Source organism: Pseudomonas canadensis (assembly GCF_030980095.1).
Classification (GTDB): domain Bacteria; phylum Pseudomonadota; class Gammaproteobacteria; order Pseudomonadales; family Pseudomonadaceae; genus Aquipseudomonas; species Aquipseudomonas canadensis.
Genome location: NZ_CP133298.1, coordinates 862,988 through 887,319 on the forward strand (window position 1 = coordinate 862,988; position 24,332 = coordinate 887,319).

The window sequence follows — 24,332 nt, forward strand, 5'->3', positions numbered from 1 at the left end:
ACAGAGGTCGTCGAAGATTTATAGCTTAGTCAGGTGACGGATTCGGGCTGGCAGGTGCAGCAGGATAAAATGTCAGAATGTGCGACTTGTACGCGATTGAGCGGCTGCGCATGAGTACACTGGCGCCGCTGCACAACACGGGGCGCAGGACGCGCCTTGTCATGAGTTCTATCCTGGAGAGTGAATGTGATACGTCAAAAAGGTTTTACCCTGATCGAGTTGTTGATCGTCGTGGCAATCATCGGCATTTTGGCCACCATCGGCCTGCCCATGTACACCACCCACCAGGCCAAGGCCAAATTCACCGCCGGCCTGGCTGAAATCACCGCGTTGAAGCCAGGGTATGAAGACACCCTCAACCAGGGCACGGTTCCTACGCTGGCATTGATCGGCGGCACCAGCCCGACAGCCAACTGCAAGATTGACGTGGCTGGGGACGTTGCCACAGGCGCAGGCTCGATCAGTTGCGAAATAATTGATGCGCCGGCACCGGTGCTGGGCAAGACCATCAACCTGACGCGCGATGCCACCGCCGGTTGGAAATGCACCACCACCGCTGACGCAAAATATGTCGCCAAAGGCTGCGGCGCCGACGGCGCTTAACTGCTAAACCCTCCACAGGGAAGTTGAGGTGGCCGATGGTGTTATCCCTAGAGCAGCGTGGCAGTATTTTCCTGGTGGCGGTGGTGTGCCTGCTGGTTGTCGGGATCTGTGCTCCCTTCAGTGGACATGATCTGCAGCGGGTGATGCAGATTGCCATCGGTGCTTGCGCGGTGCTGTATGGGCTGTCGGTCACCCGCGTTGAGCGGCTGGTTGACCGGCCCACAGCCTTGGGCCTGCTGCTCATCATCGGGTTGGGGCTGGTGTCTTCAATGCGGGCTCACCAACCGCTGTGGGCACTTGTCGAAGTGGCATTATTCATCAGCTGCGGCGCGATTGCCGTAGCATTTGCCTTGGCGCGGCGTCAGGGCGGTCAGTCGTTGGATCGCGCCTTGATTGTGTTCGTGGTGCTGCTGTGCCTGATCAAGTCGATTCAATACACCTACGCCGGTGCTCTAGCGTTCATCAGCGCGGAGGGGAGGCTGGATCCCGACTTGTTGCTGTCTGGCTTTTCCAACAAGCGTTTCTACGGCCAGTTCCAGACACTTACCTTGCCGCTGCTGGCGCTTCCTTTGTTGATCCCCACGCTTTCTCGCCCACTCAAGGCCGCGGTGTTTGCGCTGCTGTGCGTATGGTGGCTGATTGCAGTGGGTGGCGGCACGCGTGGCACCTGGCTTGGCATGGGCGCGACGGGCGTGGTGCTGGCGGTGCTAGGACCATGGGGCCGGCGCTGGCTGGGTTGGCAATTGGCCGCAATGCTGGGGGGACTGTTGTTGTATTGGCTGGTGTTCAAGGTGTTGGCGGATTACCTGGGGATCGAAATCGCCAATGCCGCCAGCGATCGCCTCACAACCACGTTGTCGGGACGTGGTCCGATTTGGTGGCAGGCCTGGCATATGCTCGTCGAACGGCCTTTGCTGGGGTTCGGGCCAATGCAGTTCGCCGATATCGCCAACAGTATTGCCGCTCACCCTCATCAGGCCATTTTGCAATGGGCCAGTGAGTGGGGTGTGCCATCGGCGTTGTGCGTCGCCGTGTTGGCATGGCGCGCAGGTTGGGCCACGCTCGGTGTATTGCGTGAGCGTGCACAGAGCACGGAGTGGGCAGACCTGCTGCGGCTCTGTCTGTTTGCGGCGTTGGTTGGTGCATTAGTGCAGTCCATGGTCGACGGCGTGATCGTGATGCCCAACTCCCAGGTCTGGCTGGCGTTGGTGGTGGGCTGGCTGATGGCGCTGCATGTCTGGCGAACTCCGCAAACCGGCCAACTGCCATTGGCCTGGGGCGCTTGGAAAACCCTGGGGCTGCTGGCCGTTGGTCTGTTGATCGTTATCGCCGTGCGTGACGTGCCTCACATCGCGCGAGCCCAGCAGCAGTACCTGAGCAGCCATGACAACATGCTGCAACCACGCTTTTGGGCTCAAGGCGTGATTGCCCGCTGACGGCGGCAAGTTGCCGGACTCCCGATGCGGTGCTAGCTTTAGCCCACCGCCCGTGTAGCTCAGCCGGTAGAGCAGCGCACTCGTAACGCGAAGGTCGCAGGTTCGATTCCTGTCTCGGGCAAAAAGGCAACATCGGCAGCACTGTTTTCCGTTGATCCCAGAATGGTTCTGAAGGCCAGACGAGCTGGCATTTGCGCCCGCTCTTTTGTATCTGCGCAACCTTGATGACCCAGATGCATCCCCATTCCTCGATCTAAGAGAACGACATGACCACGACTGAAATGACCCAGGACGCTCGGCACGAAGAAGCACTCAAGAAGTACCTTGAGGACACGCCGCAGCTTAAAGAAGAGATCAAGGACCTGAGCGCCGATGATCAGCGCGACCAGATCCAGTGGGCATTTGAGGACGAGGCCGAGAGCCAGGGCTACCAGCCTTGGGAGCTGACCCTCAAGTACACCTCGACCCCGGAAGAGTTCGAAGCGGCGCGGCTGGCCTTGCACAAAGAGGCGGCCGAGGTGCTGGGTGTCGAATGGGAAGAGTACTGCGAGATAAACGCCCTGGTCGTCTGAAGTTTGTAGTGAGCGGGCTTGCCCCGCGCTGGGTGGCGTAGCCGCCCAAAAATCTACCGCCGCGTTCTAATTGATATAACGCTGTGGTTTTATTGGGGCGGCTACGCCACCCAGCGCGGGGCAAGCCCGCTCACTACTGCTTGCAACGGTTTAGATGCTCAGGCGCATCGACAGATCCACCGCCTTCACATCCTTGGTCATCGCACCAATCGAGATGTAATCCACCCCGGTCTCAGCGATGGGCAGCAGGGTGCTTTCATTGATCCCGCCGCTGGCCTCCAGCTTCGCTTTGCCGCCGTTCAGGCGCACGGCTTCACGCATATCGTCCAGGCTCAGCTCATCGAGCATGATGATGTCCGCGCCCGCCGCCAAGGCTTCGCGCAGTTCATCCAGGCTTTCCACTTCGATTTCCACCGGCTTGCCGGGCGCGATCTTGTGGGCGGCGGTGATCGCCTGAGCAATGCCGCCACAGGCAGCGATATGGTTTTCCTTGATCAGGAACGCGTCATACAAACCGATACGGTGGTTGTGGCATCCGCCGCAGGTCACGGCGTACTTCTGCGCCAGGCGCAGCCCCGGCAAGGTTTTGCGGGTGTCCAGCAGCTTGACCTGGGTACTGGCGACAAAATCCGCCAGGAATTGCGCGCGCGTAGCGACCCCGGACAGCAGTTGCAGGAAATTCAACGCACAGCGTTCGCCGCTCAGCAGCGAGCGTGCCGGGCCTTCAAGGTGGAACAGCACCTGGTTGGGGCTGACGCGTTCACCGTCGGCCACCTGCCAATGCACCGCGACCCGTGGGTCCAACTGGCGGAACACCGCATCCACCCATGCCGTACCGGCAATAACAGCCGTGTCACGGGTAATGATGGTGGCCGTGGCCAGCCGTTCGGCCGGTATCAATTGCGCAGTAATGTCGCCGCTGCCGATGTCTTCCAGCAGTGCGCGGCGCACGTTGGCTTCGATTTCGGCGGTGAGGTCGGCAAGACGGAGATTCGGCATAACAGGCTCCACAGACAAAGTGCCCCGATTATAGGGGCAGCGAGCGTTCGAACCCAGGCTCACCACTCATTTACCGCGCAAAGGCAGAGTTTGCTGGCGCAACCCCCCTCATTTGCAAGATAATCTCGCGCCTTGCAATTGGCGTCATAGCTTTGACGTTCAGACCAATACCGCCGTTTCAGGAGGCCAGGATGCACAATGACGGAAAGGTGGTGCCCTTCAACAAGGCGCCCGCCACGCCATCGCCGCTCGCCCGACTGCCGGTGGTGTTACTGCAGGTCCGCGACAAGGCGGCGCAACAGTTGCAGCAAGGGCTGCAGGACTTGTTCGATAACGCCGACGACACTTTGTTCGAAATGGCCGACAAGGCGCGTAACAACCTGGATCACCATATTTTCTTCGAGGCCATGCGCGACCTGCGCCTCAAGCGCAAGAATTTCGAGCGTGTGTTCATGGAACGCCTGTTTGAAGCCTTCGCCAGCCTGGGTCAGGCAGGGCGCGGGGAATTGCAGTTGGTGCCGGTGGTTTCCTACGACGCAGCACCAGGTTCATCCAAGGATGACCTGGAAAAAGCCGTGGCGCTTGAAGCCATGCTGGGTCGGGTGCGGCACCGTGATGGCTTGGCCTTGGCGCAACTCACGGCGCGCTTGAGCGCGTTGCTCGGCAATCGCCTGGATGATCGTGAAAACCCACTGGGGCCTGCACTGTTGTGTGAGTTCTTCCTGCGGGCGGGGCGCAGCCTGGGCGTGGAAATTCGCGTCAAACTGATCATGCTCAAGTTGTTTGAAAAGTACGTGCTCAGTGACGCCGACCAACTGTACGGCGAAGCCAATCAATTGCTGGTCGCGACGGGTGTTTTGCCTGAGCTGAAGGCCGTACCGTCCCGCCGGATCGAGGCGCGTGAGTCCCGTGAACTTGCGCGCGAGGAAACCTTGCCGCCTGTCGACGAAAATGGCCAGGAAGCCTTCGCCGCGCTCCAGCCGTTGCTCACCGCAGTCCGCGGTAGTGTGGCGCCGACCCTTGAAGCCAGCGCCGAAACCTTGCCCATTGCTACCCGTGACCTGCTGCGCTTGCTCTCCCATTTGCAGCAGTACGTGCCGGAGCCTGAGGTCGAGGATGATTTTGACCTGCGCAACCAGCTTGAGCAGTTGCTCACTCGCGTCAGCGTCAAGAGTGGTAAATCGCGTGTGGTGGAGGAGGCGGACGAAGATGTGATCAACCTGATCGCGCTGCTGTTTGAGTTCATCCTCAACGACCGCGCTGTGCCCGATGCCTTCAAGGCCTTGATCGGTCGCCTGCAGATTCCGATGCTGAAAGTGGCGGTGCTGGACAAGAGCCTCTTCAGTCGCACCAGCCACCCGGCGCGGCGTCTGCTCAATGAAATTGCGGCGGCTGGCATGGGCGGCGGCCAGCGCGACCATCTGTACCTGCGCATTGAACAGGTGGTGCAGCGCTTGCTTAACGAGTTTGTCGAAGACCCGACGATTTTTTCCCAGTTACTTACTGAGTTCAGTGCGTTTACCGCGGATGAGCGGCGGCGCAGCGACTTGCTTGAACAACACACCCGCGATGCCGAGGCCGGGCGCGTGCGCACTGAAGCGGCCCGCCAGCGCGTGGCCGATGTGCTGAACAAGCGGTTGTTGGGCAAGACCCTGCCGCGTCCGGTTGTGCAGTTCCTGCAGCAGGCCTGGAGCCAGGTACTGTTGCTGGCCAGTCTCAAGCATGGCGAGCAGTCGGTGCAGTGGCAGGCGGGGCTGCGCACCATGGACGAACTGATCTGGAGCGTCGGCCTGCAGCAAGACACCGAAGCCGGGCGTCATTTGCTGGAGCAACTGCCGGGCTTGCTCAAGGCCTTGCGTGACGGGTTGACCAGTGCCGCGTTCGACCCCTTCAGCACCCGCGAATTCTTCGTGCGTTTGCAGGCCCTGCATGTCCAGGCAGCTGAGGGTGTCGACGAGTGGATCGAAGTGCTTGAACCCTTTGTGTTGACCTCGGCCTCACTCGATCCGGTCCACGACCTCCCGGACAACGACCCCGACCTGCTGAAAGCCCGACAACTCAAGGTGGGTGGCTGGGTGGTATTCGAGGAAGACGAAGCCACTACGCTGCGCTGCCGGCTGACGGCGATCATGGCGCCGGCCGACACCTATATCTTCACCAGTCGCACAGGGCTCAAGGTGTTGGAGAAAAGCGCGGGCCAACTGGCGTTGGCGTTCAAGGGGGGGGCGCTGCATACCCTGGAGGACGGCCCCTTGTTCGAGCGAGCGTTGACCGCCGTGGTGGGCAAGCTGCGTCAACTCAATCGCGGCAAGTGATCGCAACCGGAGGGTCGAACGCGGCATACTGGTCATACGTTGTCTCGTTCAAGGAACCGGTATGCAGTTGGACCCCATCAGCGGTTGGTGCAAGGGCATTCGTCATTGCCCTTCGCCCAACTTCAACGAGCGCCCCGCAGGCGAAATCTCACTGTTGGTGGTGCATAACATCAGCTTGCCACCGGCGCAGTTCGCCACCGGAAAAGTGCAGGAATTTTTCCAGAACCGCTTGGATGTCACGGAACATCCCTACTTTGCAGGGATCGCTGACCTACGGGTGTCTGCGCATTTTCTGATTGAGCGCGATGGTGCGGTGACGCAGTTTGTGTCCTGTCTCGACCGGGCCTGGCATGCCGGGATCTCGCAATTCGAGGGTCGGGAAACCTGCAATGACTTTTCCCTGGGGGTGGAGCTTGAAGGTACGGATGACCAGCCGTTCACTGACGCTCAATATGTGTCATTGATCGATCTGACCCGCCAGTTGCTGGTGGCTTACCCCGGCATTACGCCCCAGCGTATTTGTGGTCACAGCGATATCGCTCCGGGTCGCAAGACCGATCCCGGCCCGGCTTTTGATTGGACGCGCTTTCGCAGCGCCCTGCAGGATGGAGGACACGCACGATGAGTTTCCTGGTGTTGGTGTTGGCCGTATGGATCGAGAAGTTCTCGGCCCTGCGCCAGCGGTTGCAGCGTGATGGCGGTTGGCTGCGTGAACTGGCCAAGCTGGAATCGAGCCCGCGCATGGGCAAGCAACCCTGGCTGATCCTGGCATTGCTGGTGTTGTTGCCGGTGGCATTGCTGGCGTTGCTGCTGCTGGTGTTGGAGCCGGTGGCTTACGGGCTGTTGGCACTGCCGGTGCACCTGCTGGTGGTGATCTACAGCCTGGGCCGTGGTGATCTGCTCGCCGGACTCGGCCCCTTCCGCGATGCCTGGCGACGTGGCGATCTGCAAGCCGCCGAGCATGTGGCCGAGCGTGACCTGAACCTGAGCGCCGACAGTGGCGAACAACTGCTCGAACGCGTCCAGGGCCATCTGTTGTGGCAGGCCTACCAGAGCTTTTTCGCGGTGATTTTCTGGTACTTCCTGTTGGGCCCGGTTGCCGCGCTGGCTTATCGCCTGCTCGCACTGGCCAGTGAACATAGCAAGAACCCTTTGGTGGCTGAGCGGGCCGGGCAACTGCGCCACGCATTTGACTGGCTTCCGGTGCGTCTGCTGGCGGCCAGTTTTGCCCTGGTGGGCAACTTCGTCGCCGTTGGCCGTGTGATGCTGCACGAACTGCTGAGTTGGGACATCAGCGCTGCCCAACTGGTGGAGAAAGTCGGCCTGGTTGCCGCGGAAATCCCGCCACCGGCGGTCGGTCCCGATGGTATCAACAGCCTGGACCGGCTGTGGGAACTGCTGCTGCGCGCAGCGGTGCTGTGGTATGCCGGGTTTGCGATCTGGACGGTGCTGCCCTAACGCCTCAACTCATTAACCTTAAGTTACAAAACTCCCTTTCAAATTGAGCTATACAGATGCTGGCTAACTGCCGCCCTGCGCCTCAATAAAAATAAAAGAAAGGGAGTTCACCTGTGAAGAGCTTGCTCTATCCCGCCGTCGCGCTGATGAATCGCCTGAGCTTCGGCATGAAGTTCAGCTTGATCAGCGTGTTGTTCCTGCTGCCGATGCTGGCGACCAACTATTACCTGGTGCGTGATTCGTGGCGTGAATTCCAGGGCACACGCGTGGAGCTGCAAAGCCTCGACTTGCTTGGGAGCAGCCTGGCCCTGCGCCGCGATCTGGAAACCCTCAACAACCAGGTGCAGATCAACGCCACGCTAGGCCAGTCCGGTAAGGCGGGCGACCTTGAGGGCAAGATCAGCGCCTTGGAACAAAGCGTGTTGAGTCGCCTGCAAAGCCTCAACGCCATGACGACCGAGCCCGAGCAAATGGCCGCGTTTGACGCCAAGCGCGACGAGTTGATCGCCGCCTTCAAGGCCCAGCAGCAGGAAACGTCGCTGCTGAGCAAAAGTGCGCTGATCGGCAAATTGCTCAACAAGGCTCAGATGCTCAGCCAGATCATCGCCAGCCAATCCGGTTTAAGCCGCGATTCCCAAGGCGATCTGCGCCAACTTAGTGAGCTGATCACCAGCGTGACCCCGCAGGTCACCCAGACATTGGGCGAAGGCCGGGCAATGGGCGCTTATTCTCTGGGCCAAGGCTTTCTCAATTCGTCGTCCAGCACACGCTTTGACGAACTGTTGCAGCAATTGGAAAAACTCCAGGCCGAATATGGCCTGAAGTTGCAGGATGCCTTGGGCGCCAGCAAAGCCGCGCATGCGGCCCTCGACAGCCTGGCCAGTACCAGCAACGCCAGCCTCAAGCAAGGCAGCGAGTTATTCGAAGAACAGGTGGTGATGGCCGAAACCCTCGACGCGCCTTGGCAGGATTTCTACGACGGGGTCAGCCGGTTGATGGCCCAGACCTATCAGTTGGATGACGCCACGCTGACCTTTCTCGGGCAGCAGTTGGAACAACGCCTGGCACAGAACCGCACGCACATGGTGGTGTTGGTCGTGGCCCTGAGCGCGGTGTTCCTGTTGATTTTCTACTTGTATGCAGGCTTCTACGCCTCAACGCGTACCACGTTAAGCCGTCTGGGCGCGATGATGGATAAGGTCGCGGCCGGTGACATGACCGTCACCTTTGTTGCGCATAGCCGCGATGAGCTGGGTGACCTGGGCCAGGTGTTCAACGGTACCGTGGCGAAGATCCATGATTTGATCGAGCGCGTCGGGCACACCGTCAGCCAGGTCGAGTTGCAGGCCGGGCAGGTGGAGACGGTCTCGGCCCAGAGCAATCAGGCGGTTTCCGGGCAGCGTACGCAGATCGAGCAGGTCGCGACCGCGATGAACCAGATGTCGTCCACCGCCCAAGAGGTCGCGCGAAGCGCGGCAGCGGCGGTCAGCAGTGCCCACAGCGTAAACGCCGAAACCGTCAGCGGCCGTGGCCTGGTGCAGTCTCAGCAGGGCAGCATTGCGCGGCTCGCCACGGAAATCGATCAGTCGGTGCGGGTGATCAACCAACTGGCCACCGACAGCCAGTCCATCAGCAGCGTGCTGGAAGTGATCAAAAGCATTGCCGAGCAAACCAACCTGCTGGCCCTTAACGCGGCCATCGAAGCCGCGCGCGCCGGCGAGCAAGGGCGTGGGTTTGCGGTGGTGGCCGATGAGGTGCGCACCCTGGCGCGACGCACCCAGCATTCCACCGAAGAAATCGAACAGATGATCGGCCGCTTGCACAGCGGCGTAGCGGCGGCCGTGAAGGCCATGGGCAGCAGCCATGAAATGGCCAGTGGCACCGTGGAACAGTCGGAAAAAGTCCAGCAAGCCCTGGAAAATATCCTCGGTGCCGTTGGGATGATCGTCGATCAGAATCAGCAGATTGCCGCCGCGGTGGAGCAACAAACCGCCGTCGCCCACGATATCGACCAGAACATCGTTGCAATCAATCGAGCTGGTGAACATGCCGCCGAAGGCGCGCATCAGACCGAAGCGGCGAGTCGCCAGTTGTCGCTGCAGGTGATTGAGCTGAAACAATTGATCGGCGCGTTTCGTGTGTGAGTTCGGAATGTAGGATTTGTCGTTTGCTGGCGTGGTGCTTGTCCTGATATCGCTGCGTCTCTTTTCAGGAGTTTTGAATGAGTGAAAATTGTTTCATTCGATTTAATGTCCTAAGGAGGCACAGCGATGAACGCTGTAATCGGCATCAAGGGGCACTGCGCTCACTGTGATATCACTTTTAATCTCAAGCCTTGGCAACTGAATGCCATCGCCATCGAAGAACCGTTCGATTGTCCTTACTGTCAGTGGATCTTGCAGTTGAACTGCCCTCGACAGTTGCGTCAATTCAGGTCTCTGGATCATTGGGCACTGGTGCGTCCGAGCATGGTGATGTTGACCTGCATGGTAATGATCGTTGCGCTGGTGGCAGAGTGGGTGGGTCTGATGAGTGTGATCGGCCAATTCAACATCTCGCTGGTGGTGTTGCTCGTGCATTTCCTGGTGTTGCGATACGCCCGTTACCGCCAGCGCATGACGTTGAATCTGCAGTTGGTCACGCCCGCGCTACCAATCGAACAGCTCGCACGCATTGCGTGTGCTCGCCTCAGCCAGTAATAGAGGGCTGGTATCCATCAGTTCGGCAAGCGCTGTGCAGATAGCCGGCAGGTGTTCGGGGCTGTTGCGTTGGCCGGGATACATGGCGGGCGCCATATCCGGTGAGTCGGTTTCCAGTACCACCGCATCCAACGGCAGGTGGGCCAGCACCTTGTGCATGCGCAGGGCCTGAGGCCAGGTGGCGGCGCCGCCCAAGCCCAGTTTGAAGCCGAGCTTGATGTATTCACGGGCTTCTTCGCGGCTACCGGCAAACGCGTGGATGATGCCGCCACGGGGCAGGCGAATGCGCTTGAGGGTCGCGATGACGGCGGCGTGGCTACGACGCACGTGCAGCAGTGCTGGCAATTGGAAGTCCACCGCCAGTTTCAGCTGCGCTTCAAACAGGCTCTGCTGGCGTTCGCGGTCCAGTTGTTCGAGGAAGTAATCCAAGCCGATTTCGCCCACGGCGCACAGTTGCCGGTGGCCGTGCAGGCGAGTCAGCCAGTCGCCCAGTTCCGTCAGGTCGGCGGGGCGATGGTCATCGAGGTACACCGGATGCAGGCCAAAGGCAGCGAACAAGCCTTCATCCGCTTGCACCAGGTCCCATAACCGCTGCCAATTCTGCTGATACACCCCCAACACCACCATGCGTTGCACGCCCAAGGCTCGGCTGTGGGCGAGGACTTCCCGGCGATCGCTGTCGAAATCCGGGAAGTCCAAATGGGTGTGGGTGTCGATCAGCTCCACGCTCAAGCCTCGCGAATGCGTTGCTTGAACGTCCGGCCGATGGCATGCACGCCGGGTTGGTACTGTTCGTCTTCTACCGCGGCCAGGGCCAGGCGCAGCGCGGTCTCGGCGATCAGTTGATGTTGCTGGGCCATGGCGTTGACCGGCAGCGGCAGGAAATCCAGCAACTGGGTATCGCCAAAGGTGCCCAGGCGCAGCGGCCGTGATTTGAGCGGGAAATCATGCAGTGCGTCGAACACGCCTTGCAACAGCACGTAGGACGTGGTCACCAGTGCGTCAGGCAAATGCCCCAGTTGCTGCAGAAGTTGCTCCATCAACTGTCGGCCACAGTCGCGACTGAAGGCTTCGCCGTGTTCGACGATCACTTCGCCGGTGAACCCGCGCAGCGCCTCGCGGAAACCGGCGGCACGTTCCTGGCTGATGCTTAGCTCGGGCCGAGCGCCGATCAGCACGATCTGCTTGGGCAGGGGTTGCAACAGGCTGCTGGTCAATTGCTGGCACGCCTGGCGGTCGTCGCTGACTACCGAGCAGAAATGATCTGCGCCCATCACCCGGTCGATAGCGATCACTGGCAGCCCCTTGGCCTGCAACTCGCGGTAACTGTCATCGCTGGCCGGCAAGCAGCTGGCGACAAACAGCGCATCACAACGACGGGCGCGGAACAGTTGCAGCAGTTGGCGTTCGCTGTCGGCGTCATCGTCGGAGCTGGCGATCAGCAGTTGATAACCGCGTGCCCGTGCGCCTTGCTCCAGGAGCTTGGCGATGCGCGCATAGCTTGGGTTTTCCAGGTCGGGCAGGATAAAGCCCAAGGTGCGCGTGTGCCGACTGCGCAGCCCGGCGGCCTGGGGGTTGGGGGTAAAGCCATGGGCTTCGACCACGGCACGCACCCGTTCGACGGTGGCACTGCTGATGCGTTGCTGTTCAGCCTTGCCATTGATGACGTAGCTGGCGGTGGTCACGGACACACCGGCAAGACGCGCGATATCACTGAGTTTCAAACCGGGATTTCCTTGTTTTCTGGAGCTTGCCCCGACATTTTCTCCAATCGTAACCGATTCCTGTACACGACCAATGTCCTGGCTCAAGCGCCGAGCGGTTCTTCAAGGATGCGCAATTAACGCGTAGTCTTCCATAAGATCTAGATTAAACGTTTCAGCCAGCGTATTTTTACGACGTTCGCGACGGAGTGGCTACTGCCAATTGACTGCTCAGTCAGTAATTCTTGAACACCCTTTACACTGTTTGTTTAAAACAATACCTAGTGCGCCACCGCACTAACTAGGAGAACGGCATGCTTGAGCTCACTGTAGAGCAGATTTCCATGGGCCAGGTGGCCGTGGACAAATCTGCTGCCTTGCACCTGCTCGCTGAAAAACTGGTGGCCGACGGCCTGGTCGCCGAGGGTTACCTCAGTGGTTTGCAAGCCCGTGAAGCCCAAGGCTCGACCTTCCTTGGCCAAGGTATCGCCATCCCCCACGGCACCCCCGAAACCCGTGACCAGGTGTTCTCCACCGGTGTGCGCCTGCTGCAGTTCCCCGAAGGGGTGGACTGGGGCGATGGCCAGATCGTGTACCTGGCCATCGGCATCGCCGCCAAATCCGACGAACATCTGCGCCTGTTGCAACTGCTCACCCGCGCCCTCGGCGAAACCGATCTGGGCCAGGCCCTGCGCCGTGCCGGCAGCGCCGAAGCGCTGTTGAAACTGCTGCAAGGTGCGCCGCAGGAACTGGCGCTGGATGCGCAGATGATCAGCCTGGGCGTGTCCGCCGACGATTTCGAAGAGCTGGTATGGCGCGGCGCACGCCTGTTACGTCAGGCCGATTGTGTGAGCAATGGTTTCGCCGCGGTGTTGCAGCAGGTGGATGCGCTGCCCCTGGGCGATGGCCTGTGGTGGTTGCACAGCGAGCAGACCGTCAAGCGCCCAGGGCTGGCGTTTGTCACCCCGGACAAACCCATGCGTTACCTCGGTCAGCCGCTCAACGGCCTGTTCTGCCTGGCCAGCCTGGGCGAAGCCCATCAGACGTTGCTCGAACGCCTATGTGCCTTGCTGATCGAAGGTCGCGGCCAGGAACTCGGCCGCGCCACCAGCAGCCGCGCCGTGCTTGAAGTGCTCGGCGGTGAATTGCCTCCAGATTGGCCCACTGCGCGCATCACCCTGGCCAACGCCCACGGCCTGCATGCGCGCCCGGCGAAGATCCTTGCGCAGTTGGCGAAAAGTTTTGAGGGCGACCTCCGAGTGCGCATCGTCGATGGCCCGGTCGGCGCCGTGTCGGTGAAAAGCCTGAGCAAACTGCTGAGCCTCGGTGCGCGTCGCGGCCAGGTGCTGGAGTTTGTCGCCGAGCCGACCATTGCCGGCGACGCGCTGCCCGCGCTGTTGGCGGCGGTGGAAGAAGGCCTGGGTGAAGAGGTCGAGCCGCTGCCGACTGTGAATATCCAGCCTGAAGTCGTCGATGTCGAGCCAGTGCTCAGCGCACCCTTGGCCGGCAGCCAGATCCAGGCCATCGCCGCCGCGCCGGGCATTGCCATCGGCCCAGCGCACATCCAGGTTCAGCAGGTCTTCGATTACCCACTGCGTGGCGAATCCTCGGCCATCGAGCGCCAGCGCCTGCACAGCGCCTTGGGTGATGTGCGTCGTGATATCCAAGGCCTGATCGAACGCAACCCGTCCAAGGCGATCCGCGAGATTTTCATCACCCATCAGGAAATGCTCGACGACCCGGAACTCACCGACGAAGTCGACACCCGCCTCAAGCAAGGCGAAAGCGCTGAAGCGGCGTGGATGAGTGTGATCGAGGCGGCCGCCAAGCAGCAGGAGTCGTTGCAGGATGCTTTGCTCGCCGAGCGTGCCGCCGACCTGCGTGACATTGGTCGCCGCGTGCTGGCGCAACTGTGTGGCGTCGAAACCGCCCAGGAGCCGAGCGAACCTTACATTCTGGTGATGGATGAAGTCGGTCCGTCCGATGTGGCGCGCCTGGACCCGGCGCGCGTCGCCGGCATCCTCACTGCCCGTGGCGGCGCGACGGCCCACAGCGCCATTGTCGCTCGTGCGCTGGGTATTCCGGCGTTGGTTGGTGCCGGTCCGACGGTGTTGCTGCTGGCCGCCGGTACGCCGTTATTGCTGGATGGCCAGCGCGGCCGCCTGCATGTGGACGCCGACGCCGCTACCCTGCAGCGCGCAACGGTCGAGCGCGACACCCGCGAACAACGCTTGCAAGCCGCCTCGGCGCAGCGCCATGAACCGGCGCTGACCCGCGACGGGCATGCCGTGGAGGTGTTTGCCAATATCGGCGAAAGCGCCGGGGTTGCCAGCGCGGTGGAGCAGGGCGCCGAAGGCATTGGCTTGCTGCGCACCGAACTGATTTTCATGGCCCACCCGCAAGCGCCGGACGAGGCCACCCAGGAAGCCGAATACCGTCGCGTCCTCGACGGCCTCGCCGGTCGCCCGTTGGTGGTGCGCACCCTCGATGTCGGCGGCGACAAACCGCTGCCGTATTGGCCAATCGCCGAGGAAGAAAACCCCTTCCTCGGCGTGCGCGGTATTCGTCTGACCCTGCAGCGCCCGCAGATCATGGAAGCGCAGTTACGTGCGCTGCTGCGCTCTGCGGATAACCGCCCGCTGCGCATCATGTTTCCCATGGTCGGCAGCGTCGATGAATGGCGCGCAGCCCGCGACATGACCGAGCGCCTGCGCCTGGAGATCCCGGTGGCGGACTTGCAACTGGGCATCATGATCGAAGTGCCGTCGGCGGCACTGCTCGCGCCGGTGCTGGCCAAGGAGGTGGACTTCTTCAGTGTCGGCACCAACGACCTGACCCAGTACACCCTGGCCATCGACCGTGGCCACCCGACCCTGTCGGCCCAGGCCGATGGCCTGCACCCGGCGGTGTTGCAACTGATCGACATCACCGTGCGCGCCGCCCATGCCCATGGCAAATGGGTCGGCGTGTGCGGCGAGCTGGCTGCGGACCCGTTGGCCGTGCCGGTGCTGATCGGCCTGGGCGTTGATGAGCTGAGCGTGTCGGCTCGCAGCATTCCCGAAGTGAAGGCGCGTGTACGCGAATTCAGTCTGAGCGAGGCCCAGGGCCTGGCGCAACAAGCACTGGCGGTGGGCTCGCCCGCCGAAGTGCGAGCCCTAGTGGAGGCCGTGTAGATGGCAAGGATTCTGACCCTGACGCTGAACCCGGCGTTGGACCTGACGGTACGCCTGGCGCGCCTGGAACCGGGTGAAGTCAATCGCAGCGAAACCCTGCTGACCCATGCCGCCGGCAAGGGTGTGAATGTGGCGCAGGTGCTGGCCGATCTTGGCCATGAACTGACTGTGGGCGGCTTCCTCGGCGACGGCAACCCGCAGGCCTTCGAAGCGCTGATTGCACAGCGTGGTTTTACTGATGCGTTTATCCGCGTGACCGGTGAAACCCGCAGCAATATCAAGATTGCCGAGCAGGATGGCCGGGTCACCGACATCAATGCACCGGGGCCGCAGGTGACGGAGCAGGCGCAGAGCGCGTTGCTGGAAAAACTGGCGCAGATTGCCCCCGACTTTGATGCCGTGGTGGTGGCCGGCAGCTTGCCGCGCGGTGTTAGCCCGCAGTGGTTTCAAGCGCTGTTGGAACAGTTGAAACGCTGTGGCTTGAAAGTCGCCCTGGACACCAGCGGCGAAGCGCTGCGCGCCGGTTTGAAAGCCGGCCCGTGGCTGGTCAAACCCAATACCGAAGAACTGGCCGACGCACTGGGTAATGCCCCGGATGCCATCAGCCAATTGCATCAACAAGGTGTGGAACACGTGGTGGTTTCCGACGGCGCCGCCGGCGTGAGCTGGTACAGCCCAGGCGCATCGCTGCACGCCACACCGCCCAAGGTCGTGGTCGCCAGCACCGTCGGCGCCGGCGACTCGCTACTGGCCGGGATGCTCCACGGTCTGCTCACGGGTGATACGCCGGAGCAAACCTTGCGCCGAGCCACGGCGATTGCCGCGATGGCGGTGACGCAGATCGGTTTCGGCATCAGCGATCACGCGCAGTTGGCGCGCCTCGAAAGCGGCGTCCACGTGCGCGCGCTGACAGAACAATAAGAGGGTTTGTGATGAAGTTAGCCATTGTTACCGCCTGCCCGAACGGCATGGTCACCAGTGTGCTGTGCGCCCGCTTGTTGGACGCCGCCGCACAGCGCCAGGGCTGGAGCACCAGCGTTGAAGTGGTGGATGTGCAGCGCCCGGAACGCCAGTTGTCCCAAGCCACGATCGACGACGCCGAATGGGTGTTGCTGGTCAGCAGCACCCCGGTGGATATGCAGCGGTTTGTCGGCAAGCGTGTGTTCCAGAGCACGCCGGCCCAGGCGCTGGCGGATGTCGACGCCGTATTGCGGCGCGGCGCCGAAGAGGCGCAGGTGCATGTCGCCACCGAACACGCGGCCAAAAAAGCGCCGCGTATTGTTGCGATCACCGCTTGCCCGACGGGCGTCGCCCACACCTTCATGGCGGCCGAGGCCTTGCAGCAGACCGCCAAGCGTCTGGGCTACGAATTGCAGGTCGAGACCCAAGGCTCGGTCGGTGCCCGTACACCCTTGAGCCCGCAGGCCATCGCTGATGCAGACGTGGTGTTGCTGGCCGCCGATATTGAAGTCGCCACCGAGCGCTTCGCCGGCAAGAAGATCTACCGTTGCGGCACCGGCATTGCCCTCAAGCAATCCGAAGCCACCCTTAACAAAGCCCTTGCTGAAGGCTCGGTGGAAAGCGCGGCCAGCGGTACCGTGGCCAAGAAGGAAAAAACCGGCGTCTACAAACACCTGCTCACCGGGGTGTCGTTCATGTTGCCGATGGTGGTGGCGGGTGGATTGTTGACCGCCTTGTCATTCATGTTCGGCATCACGGCGTTTGAAGAGCAAGGCACCCTTGCCGCCGCGTTGAAAACGGTGGGTAACCAGGCCTTCATGTTGATGGTGCCGCTGCTGGCGGGCTATATCGCCTACTCCATTGCCGACCGTCCCGCCCTGGCCCCCGGCATGATTGGCGGGCTGCTGGCGACGACCCTGGGTGCAGGCTTCATCGGCGGGATATTCGCCGGTTTCCTCGCCGGCTACTGCGTCAAGCTGATCAGCCGCGCGGTGCAACTGCCGCAGAGCCTGGATTCGCTCAAACCGATCCTGATCATCCCGTTGCTGGCGAGCCTGTTCACCGGCCTTGCGATGATCTATCTGGTCGGGCCGCCGGTGGCGCGGATGCTGGTGGGCCTGACGGGATTCCTCAACACCATGGGCACCGCCAACGCCGTGCTGCTGGGCGTTCTGTTGGGCGGCATGATGTGCGTCGACCTTGGCGGGCCGATCAACAAGGCCGCCTACGCGTTCTCGGTCGGCATGCTCGCCGAGCACAGTGGCGCGCCGATAGCCGCGGTGATGGCCGCGGGCATGGTGCCGCCCATCGGCATGGGCATCGCCACGTTCCTGGCGCGCCGCAAGTTCGCCCAGACGGAGCGGGAAGCTGGCAAGGCCGCGATCATTCTCGGGATGGTGTTCATTTCCGAAGGTGCGATTCCCTTTGCGGCTAAAGATCCGCTGCGTGTGATCCCGGCCAGCATCGCCGGTGGCGCGTTGGCCGGTGCCTTGTCGATGTACTTTGGTTGCAAACTGGCAGCGCCCCACGGCGGGCTGGCGGTGCTGGTGATCCCGAACGCGATGAACCATGCGTTGCTGTATTTGCTGGCAATCGTTGCCGGTAGCCTGCTGACGGGGTTGGTGTACGCGCTGATCAAACGCCCCGAAGCGCAAGAGCTGGCCGTCGCCCCTGCCTGACCCTGTAGGAGCCGGCAAGCCGGCTCCTACAGGGGGTGTCATCTGGCTTTCATCCCGACGTGGTTAAGTTTCCCTTTTGATACTCAAGAGGGCACCTGCATGAGCCACTTCGATCTTGGCCGCCGCCGCGTTATGCAAGCCGTCGGCGCCGGCCTGTTGTTGCCGGGCCTGGCCCCGGCGGTGATTGCCTCGGTCAAGGACCGGCCGCAACTCACCGACGGCGTGCAGTCCGGCGACCTGCTCGGTGATCGCGCCATGATCTGGAGCCGCAGCGACCGCCCGGCCCGCATGGTGGTGGAGTGGGACACCCGCAGCGTATTCAGCAACCCGCGTCGATTTGTTTCGCCCCTGGCCGATAACCGCACCGACTTTACCGCCCGCGTCGAACTCACCGGGCTGCCCGCCGATCAGGCGATTTTCTACCGCGTGCACTTCGAAGATGCCCAGACCGGCATCGCCAGCGAACCCTGGTTTGGCCACCTGCGCAGCGTGCCGCAACAGCGCCGCGATATCCGTTTTGTGTGGAGCGGCGACACCGTCGGCCAGGGCTTCGGCATCAACCCGGACATTGGCGGCATGCGTATCTATGAAGCCATGCGCCTGCGCTTGCCGGATTTCTTTATCCACAGCGGCGACACCATCTACGCCGACGGTCCGGTGCCGGCACAGCTTACGGTCGAAAACGGGCGCATCTGGCGCAACATCACCACCGAAGCCAAGAGCAAGGTTGCCGAAACCCTGGATGAGTATCGCGGCAATTACCGCTACAACCTGATGGATGAAAACGTCCGTCGCTTCAACGCCGAAGTGCCGCAGATCTGGCAGTGGGACGACCATGAAGTGGTGAACAACTGGTCTCCAAGCAAGCAGTTGGATGAGCGTTACCAGGTCAAGGACATCAACACCTTGGTCGGCCGTGCGCGCCAGGCCTGGCTGGAATATTCACCGATGCGCCGGCAGAGCGCCGACGGCGGCGGACGGATTTATCGCAAGCTCAGTTATGGTCCGCTGCTGGATGTGTTCGTGCTGGACATGCGTAGCTATCGCGGACCGAACGATGACAACCTGGGTAGTGAAAAACCCTTCCTCGGCCGCGAGCAATTGGACTGGCTCAAGCGTGAGCTCAAAGGTTCGCAGGCGCAGTGGAAAGTCATCGCGGCTGACATGCCGATTGGCCTGGGTGTACCCGATGGTGAAGTGAGCCCTGGCGTACCGCGTTGGGAAGCGATTGCCAATAGTGACCCAGGCGCACCGCAAGGACGTGAGTTGGAAATTGCCGAACTGCTGGGCTTTTTAAGGGCGCACAAGGTGCGCAATCACGTGTGGCTGACGGCAGATGTGCACTACTGCGCCGCGCACCACTATCACCCGGATCGCGCGGCGTTCCAGGATTTCGAGCCGTTCTGGGAGTTTGTCGCCGGGCCGTTGAATGCGGGGAGTTTCGGGCCCAACCCACTGGATAAAACCTTTGGCCCCGAAGTGGTGTTCGAGAAGGCTCCGCCGGCACAGAACACCTCGCCGTTCGCGGGTTTTCAGTTTTTTGGTGAGGTGCAGATTGATGGGCAGACGGCGGAGTTGACCGTAATCCTGCGCGACCTGGATGGCGTCTCAGTGTTCGAACAAAAGCTACAACCCGCCTAAATCCCGCTCCCTGCAGGAGCCGGCAAGCCGGCTCCTGCAGTAAAGGGGGAAGGTCAGTAGACATCGCGCCGGTAGCGGCCTTGCTCGATCAAGCGCTCCACGGCCTCATTGCCGAGGATGTCCACCAGCGCCTGGTCCACTCCAGCCGCCATTCCCTGCAAACTCCCGCACACATAAATCGCCGCGTCGTTGCTTAGCCATCTACGCAGCACCTCGGCGGACTCGCGCAGACGATCCTGCACGTAGATTTTTTCCTCCTGATCGCGGGAAAAAGCCAGGTCCAGCAACGCCAGGTCACCACTGGCCAGCCAGCCTTGCAGCTCGTCCTGACAGAGGAAGTCATGCTTGATATTGCGTTCACCGAACAGCAGCCAGTTGCGCTGCTGGCCATCGGCAATGCGCGCCTTGAGCAAGCTGCGCAGGCCGGCCAGGCCGGTGCCGTTGCCCAGCAGGATCAGTGGCACGGGTACGTCTGGTAGATGGAAACCACTGTTGCGGCGCAGGCGCAGGCTGATGCTTGAGCCGAGGGCGGCATGTTCGGTGAGCCAGCCTGAACCGAGACCCAGGCTACCGTCGGGGTGGCGTTCCTGGCGCACGATCAATTCGAGTACGCCATCGCTGGCAATCGAGGCGATGGAGTATTCGCGCATGCCCAGCGGTACCAGCGCGTCCACCAGCGCCTGGGCATGCAGGCCGACCAGGTGGGCGCGATGCGTCGGCAATTGGCGAGTGGCCAGGGCTTGATCGAGGGTGTGCACCATGCCGTCGATCAGCACACCGTCACTGCCGGCCAGGCCCAGGCCTTCGAGGAAGTGCTCGATGGCCCAGGGGCAGTTGCGCGGCAATACTTCCACCAGGTCGCCGGCCTGCCAGCTTTGCGGTGAAGGCGAGGTGAGGCCCAGCAAATAAACATCTGAGCCCGCGCTGTCGCGGTTAAGCAGGGAGCGTTGGCTCAGCGTCCAGTTTTCGTACTGGGCGGTTGGCCAAGCGGCCGCCGGGGCGTGGCCTGTCAGCTGGCCCAGTTGTTGTTGCCAGTGCAGCAGGGCGGTGGTGTCGCCGCTGTCGACTTCCACCGGGGCAAACAGTGCGTTGCCGCCCTGGTTGGTCAGCCAGAAGTGCAGGCGGCGTGCAAAGCCGCAGAAGTGTTCGTATTGACGGTCGCCCAGGGCCAGGACCGAGTAGTTCAAACCCTTTAGGGACAGGTCTTGGCCGAGCACACTGCGCTCGAAACCGCGGGCACTGTCGGGCGCTTCACCGTCGCCGAAGGTGCTGACCACGAACAGCGCATTTTCCGACTGGCGCAGATCATCCTGGCTGACGCTGCCCAGGGACTGCACCTTCACCGGCAAACCAGCCGCCTGCAATTGGCCTGCTGTTTGCCACGCAAGCTGCTCGGCAAAACCGCTCTGGCTGGCGAAGCCGATCAGCCAGGCTGGCGCATCGCTGGCGTTGGCCGAGAGGCCTTTGCGCGCGTCACGCACCTGGCGTTTCTTGCGACGACGGTCCAGGTAAAGCAGCCAACCGGTGATGAAGAACAGCGGCATCAGCACCGAGCTGAGCGTGAGGATGATCCGCCCCGCCAGGCCGAAGTAACTGCCGGTGTGCAGCGCGTAGACGCTGGTCAGCAGTTGTGAGCCGAAGGTCTTGCTGGCGTAGCGGTCATGGGATTTCACCTCGCCGGTCGCCGGGTCCAGGTTGATCTGGTTCAGCGCGCGGTCATGGGGCGAATCGTCCAGCAGGTAGTAGACGGTGGCCGGTTGCCCGGCGACGGCCGGCATGCGGATGTTGTAAGCACTCAAGCCTGGGCCGGCGTTGCTGTAGATGCTGCTCCAGATCGCATCGTAATTGGCTACGGGCGCCGGGCCTTCGGGGGCCGGGCCGCGTTTGCGCACCCGTTCATTCTGTGGGGCGTCGGACAGCAGCTTGGTCAGGCCCTGGCTGTACCAGTCGTAGGACCAATACAGTCCGGTCAGCGCCGACAGCAGATAGGCCAGCAAGCACCAGGTGCCGAATACCGAGTGCAGGTCCCAGTTGAAGGCGCGGCCCTTTTTGCGCCAGTCCAGGGTCAGCCAGGCACGCCAGCTTGCCACTTGGCGCGGCCAGCGCAGGTACATACCGGACAGGCAGAAGAACACCAGGATCAGTGTGCAGGCGCCGGTGATATTGCGCCCGGTATCGCCCATCACCAGGAAACGGTGAAATTGCAGCAGGAAGCCGAAAACCTCCTGGCCGACCACGTCGCCCATGTAGTCGCCGGTGTAGGGGTCGAAATAGCGCAGCTGCCCACGGCGTTCACCGGGTGGCGGGGTGAAGAACACGCGGGCGGCGTTGCCGCTCTCGCTCTCCACGAACAGCATGGCCACGGTCTGGCCTTCGGTGGCTTCCAGCTTGCGCACCAGCTCGGCGGGCGGCAGGACGCCGGCTTCGCGTTTTTCCACGGTCAGTACGCTGGGGTTGAGCGCCCGCAGTATTTCATCCTGAAACGAGACCGCAGCCCCGGTGATCCCCATCAAGGCCAGCACCAGCCCGGTGGTAATGCCGAAGAACCAGTGCAACTGGAACAGGGTTTTCTTCAACACGTCTGACCGCCTCGTCTATCTGGATATGTAGGGCACGGCGCGCATTATGCCGTGGCTTGTCGAGAAACATTCTGTTTGACACGCAAAAGCCCCACGCATCCGATGCGTGGGGCTTTTTACTGCGTGGTGTTGCTGCTTAGAAGTGGAAGCTGGTGGTCAACAGCGCCGTGCGACCGGCCGCCTGGTTGGCGAAGTGTGTCGAGAAGGCTTTGTCGTAATACAGCTTGTCCGTCAGGTTTTGCACGTTCAATTGCAAGTCGACGTTCTTGGTCAGCTTGTAAGTGGCCATGGCGTCGTAACGGGTATAGGACGGTACATAAACGGTGTTGCCCGCATCGCCATAAACCTGGTCGACGTAGAACGCGCCGCCACCGATGGTGAGCTTGGAGGTGACGTCGTAGGTGGTCCACAGGCTGAAGGTGTTCTTCGGCGTGTTGGGCATTTGATTGCCTTTGTTCGAACCCGAGCTGACCACGCCGTTGCGACCGTTCAGGCCGGATTTGACCAACTCGCTGTCGAGGTAGCTGTAGCCGGCGAACACCTGCCATTGGTCGGTGATCTTGCCGCTGGCCGACAATTCCACGCCGTCGACTTGGGACTCACCGGCGTTCTGATAGGTCAGGGCATCGACCAGGATGCGCGTGTTTTTCTTCTCGGTACGGAACACCGCAGCGGTCAGGGATAGGCGATCGTGGAACAGATCCCACTTGGTGCCCAGCTCGTAGTTGACGGTTTCTTCCGGCTGCAGGTCGCTGGTGGCGGCACCGGCTGACAGAGGGTTGCCGTCCGAACCTTCACCGACCAGGCCGCCGGCAGGCGTTGCCGACGTGGCATAGGACGCATAGACGCTGGCGTTTTCTACCGGCTTCCAGACCAGGCCGGCCTGCCAGTTGAAGAATTGGCTGTCTTCTTTGATTTTGCTGCGGCCGGTCGCGGAATCGGTGTTGGCAACGGTGTCAAAGGTGTCGTAGCGCAGGCCGACGTTCAGCAACCATTTCGGGTCCAGCTCAATGGTGTCGAACACATAGGCGCCACGGCTGGTGGCCTTGGTGGTGGTGCCGTAATAGTTGCGCGCGATGCTGCCGGTCCAGGCGTCATCCGGGTTCGGGTTGCTCAGGGAGGTGCACTGGCCGCCCAGGCTGCCTTTGGCCACGGTGCAGATCGGGTTGGCGTTGGGGCTGATGGTGTAGCTGCTGACGCGGGTTTCTTCACCGGTGAATTCCAGGCCGGTGGAGTAGCTGTGCTTGAAGCCCAAGGCCTGGAAGCTGCCGAACAGGTCGGTCTGGTTGGTGGTAGTGGTTGTGGTCGAGACCCGGCTGTTGGCGCGACGCCATACGGTGCCGAACCGGTTGACGTTGAATTTGCTGTCGTCCGGCTGCGTCAGGATGTAATCCTGCCCGGTGCTGCCGTGACGCAGGGTGTTTTTCAGCGTCATGGTGTCGTTCAGGTCGTGCTCGATGGAGAACGTGCTGATGTCGGCGCGGGTCTTGCGGAAGTCGCGATCCTTGAGGCCGTAGAAGTTGTTGCTGTCGCCACCGTCGTTGGGCTTGTCATGTACATGGGCCGTCGCGGTCGACGAGCCGTAACCGTAGGGAATCCCCGAGTCCGGCAGGTCATTGCTTTCCAGGTGGTAGTAGCTGAGGTTGACGCGGGTCGGGGTACCCAGGCCAAAGGTCAGCGACGGGGCGACACCCCAGCGGTCGTAATTCACCGCATCGCGACCTGCCACGTTCTGTTCGTGGCTCATCAGGTTCAGGCGGAACGCGGCGCTGTCGTCGAGGAACTGACGGTTCACGTCGAGTACATAGCGGCGAGTCTGATCGGAACCGTAGGTGAAGCCGCCGTTGGTGAAGTCCCGTGCTTGTGGGGTCTTGCTCACCAGATTGAGGCTGCCACCGGCCGAGCCACGACCGCCGAACGCAGAGTTCGGGCCTTTGCTGACTTCGATCGACTCGATGTCAAAGATCTCGCGGCTCTGGCCGCCCGTGTCGCGCACACCGTCCAGGTAGGTGTCGCCTTGGGCGTCAAAACCACGGATGAACGGACGGTCGCCCTGGGGGTTGCCGCCTTCGCCGGCGCCAAACGTGATGCCCGGTACGGTGCGCAAGGCGTCCTGCAGCGAGGTGGCGGCGGTGTCCTTGAGCACTTGTTGCGGCACCACGGTGACCGAGCGCGGCGTGTCGACCAGCGGCGCGGTGTATTTCTGCGACGAGGCTTTTTCGACCTGGTAGGAGGTGTTGTCCTGTTCTTCGCCAGTAATGCTGGTGGCGCCGAGGGAGATGCTGTTGCGCTGGCCTTTTTGTTCAGTGTCTTCGGCAGCCTGCGCCAGATGGGCGACAGAGCTGGCGCTGAGGGCAACGCCGATGGCCGAAGCCAGCATGCGTGGTGAACTGGCAGGTATTTTTGTAGTGGTGCGCGACATGACGTGTCCTTTCCCCAAGGATGTGAGGCCGCGGAATATAGTGTTAACAAGTATTTCTATCAATTGCGATACATTGCTAATTGCACTGAATTT

Annotated in this window: 17 protein-coding genes and 1 tRNA gene; 13 read left to right on the forward strand and 5 right to left on the reverse strand. The window is 61.7% G+C overall.

The annotated features are described in order from the left end of the window. Positions 1-189: 189 nt before the first annotated feature. The 4 genes from RB216_RS03895 (at position 190) to RB216_RS03910 (ending at position 2,611) form a co-directional block, all read left to right on the forward strand. Positions 190-603 (forward strand): pilin, encoded by a 414-nt coding sequence (locus tag RB216_RS03895; protein ID WP_068936050.1) that lies wholly within the window; start codon positions 190-192, stop codon positions 601-603. A 35-nt stretch (positions 604-638) separates the two neighbouring features. Then, positions 639-2,039 (forward strand): O-antigen ligase family protein, encoded by a 1,401-nt coding sequence (locus RB216_RS03900; protein ID WP_308908340.1) that lies wholly within the window; start codon positions 639-641, stop codon positions 2,037-2,039. Positions 2,040-2,087: 48 nt separating this feature from the next. Next, positions 2,088-2,160, forward strand: a tRNA-Thr gene (locus RB216_RS03905). 145 nt (positions 2,161-2,305) lie between these two features. Further along, a complete protein-coding gene (locus RB216_RS03910) occupies positions 2,306-2,611 on the forward strand; it encodes a DUF6388 family protein (protein ID WP_308908341.1) in 306 nt (101 codons plus the stop codon). 150 nt (positions 2,612-2,761) lie between these two features. On the opposite strand, the gene nadC is transcribed toward RB216_RS03910, so the two are convergent. Further along, complete coding sequence (gene nadC, locus RB216_RS03915; RefSeq protein WP_028618799.1) at positions 2,762-3,610, reverse strand: carboxylating nicotinate-nucleotide diphosphorylase; 849 nt, start codon at positions 3,608-3,610, stop codon at positions 2,762-2,764. A 191-nt stretch (positions 3,611-3,801) separates the two neighbouring features. On the opposite strand from nadC, the gene RB216_RS03920 reads away from it, so the two are divergent. The 5 genes from RB216_RS03920 to RB216_RS03940 all read left to right on the forward strand — a co-directional run bounded on the left by RB216_RS03920 (position 3,802) and on the right by RB216_RS03940 (position 10,082). Then, positions 3,802-5,925 carry a DUF1631 domain-containing protein gene (locus RB216_RS03920; protein WP_308908342.1) on the forward strand — a complete coding sequence of 708 codons (2,124 nt, stop codon included), beginning with the start codon at positions 3,802-3,804 and terminating at the stop codon, positions 5,923-5,925. 61 nt (positions 5,926-5,986) lie between these two features. Then, the gene (gene ampD / locus RB216_RS03925) at positions 5,987-6,550 is read left to right on the forward strand and encodes a 1,6-anhydro-N-acetylmuramyl-L-alanine amidase AmpD (RefSeq protein WP_028618801.1); all 564 of its coding nucleotides are present in this window, start codon (positions 5,987-5,989) and stop codon (positions 6,548-6,550) included. After that, the gene (ampE, locus tag RB216_RS03930) at positions 6,547-7,383 is read left to right on the forward strand and encodes a regulatory signaling modulator protein AmpE (RefSeq protein ID WP_028618802.1); all 837 of its coding nucleotides are present in this window, start codon (positions 6,547-6,549) and stop codon (positions 7,381-7,383) included. The genes ampD and ampE overlap by 4 nt, the downstream gene beginning before the upstream one ends. A gap of 1,439 nt (positions 7,384-8,822) precedes the next feature. Next, positions 8,823-9,527 carry a methyl-accepting chemotaxis protein gene (locus tag RB216_RS29775; protein WP_372514796.1) on the forward strand — a complete coding sequence of 235 codons (705 nt, stop codon included), beginning with the start codon at positions 8,823-8,825 and terminating at the stop codon, positions 9,525-9,527. 126 nt (positions 9,528-9,653) lie between these two features. Beyond that, positions 9,654-10,082, forward strand: a complete 429-nt coding sequence (locus tag RB216_RS03940) for a hypothetical protein (protein WP_068936013.1) — start codon at positions 9,654-9,656, stop codon at positions 10,080-10,082. Here RB216_RS03940 and RB216_RS03945 read toward each other — a convergent pair. Further along, positions 10,032-10,808 carry a TatD family hydrolase gene (locus RB216_RS03945; RefSeq protein WP_028618805.1) on the reverse strand — a complete coding sequence of 259 codons (777 nt, stop codon included), beginning with the start codon at positions 10,806-10,808 and terminating at the stop codon, positions 10,032-10,034. The two genes, RB216_RS03940 and RB216_RS03945, sit on opposite strands and share 51 nt — an antisense overlap. 2 nt (positions 10,809-10,810) lie before the next feature. Next, complete coding sequence (gene cra, locus RB216_RS03950) at positions 10,811-11,806, reverse strand: catabolite repressor/activator (protein WP_068936017.1); 996 nt, start codon at positions 11,804-11,806, stop codon at positions 10,811-10,813. Positions 11,807-12,099: 293 nt separating this feature from the next. Here cra and ptsP point away from each other — a divergent pair, with 293 nt between their 5' ends. The 4 genes from ptsP to RB216_RS03970 all read left to right on the forward strand — a co-directional run bounded on the left by ptsP (position 12,100) and on the right by RB216_RS03970 (position 19,238). After that, positions 12,100-14,958: a phosphoenolpyruvate--protein phosphotransferase gene (ptsP, locus tag RB216_RS03955; protein WP_068936019.1), complete on the forward strand. Its 2,859-nt coding sequence runs from the start codon at positions 12,100-12,102 to the stop codon at positions 14,956-14,958. Next, positions 14,959-15,879 (forward strand): 1-phosphofructokinase, encoded by a 921-nt coding sequence (gene pfkB, locus RB216_RS03960; protein WP_028618808.1) that lies wholly within the window; start codon positions 14,959-14,961, stop codon positions 15,877-15,879. It begins immediately after the preceding gene. An 11-nt stretch (positions 15,880-15,890) separates the two neighbouring features. After that, on the forward strand, positions 15,891-17,597 hold the full coding sequence (locus tag RB216_RS03965; protein ID WP_308908344.1) for a PTS fructose-like transporter subunit IIB: 1,707 nt from the start codon (positions 15,891-15,893) through the stop codon (positions 17,595-17,597). A 99-nt stretch (positions 17,598-17,696) separates the two neighbouring features. Further along, positions 17,697-19,238 (forward strand): alkaline phosphatase D family protein, encoded by a 1,542-nt coding sequence (locus RB216_RS03970; protein WP_308908345.1) that lies wholly within the window; start codon positions 17,697-17,699, stop codon positions 19,236-19,238. A 53-nt stretch (positions 19,239-19,291) separates the two neighbouring features. Here RB216_RS03970 and RB216_RS03975 read toward each other — a convergent pair whose 3' ends face one another. Both RB216_RS03975 and RB216_RS03980 read right to left on the reverse strand, forming a co-directional pair. Further along, entirely contained in the window at positions 19,292-21,817 is a 2,526-nt protein-coding gene (locus RB216_RS03975; protein WP_308908346.1) for a PepSY domain-containing protein, read from the reverse strand. Between the two features lie 136 nt (positions 21,818-21,953). Then, positions 21,954-24,239: a TonB-dependent receptor gene (locus tag RB216_RS03980; RefSeq protein WP_308908347.1), complete on the reverse strand. Its 2,286-nt coding sequence runs from the start codon at positions 24,237-24,239 to the stop codon at positions 21,954-21,956. Between the last annotated feature and the right edge of the window lie 93 nt (positions 24,240-24,332).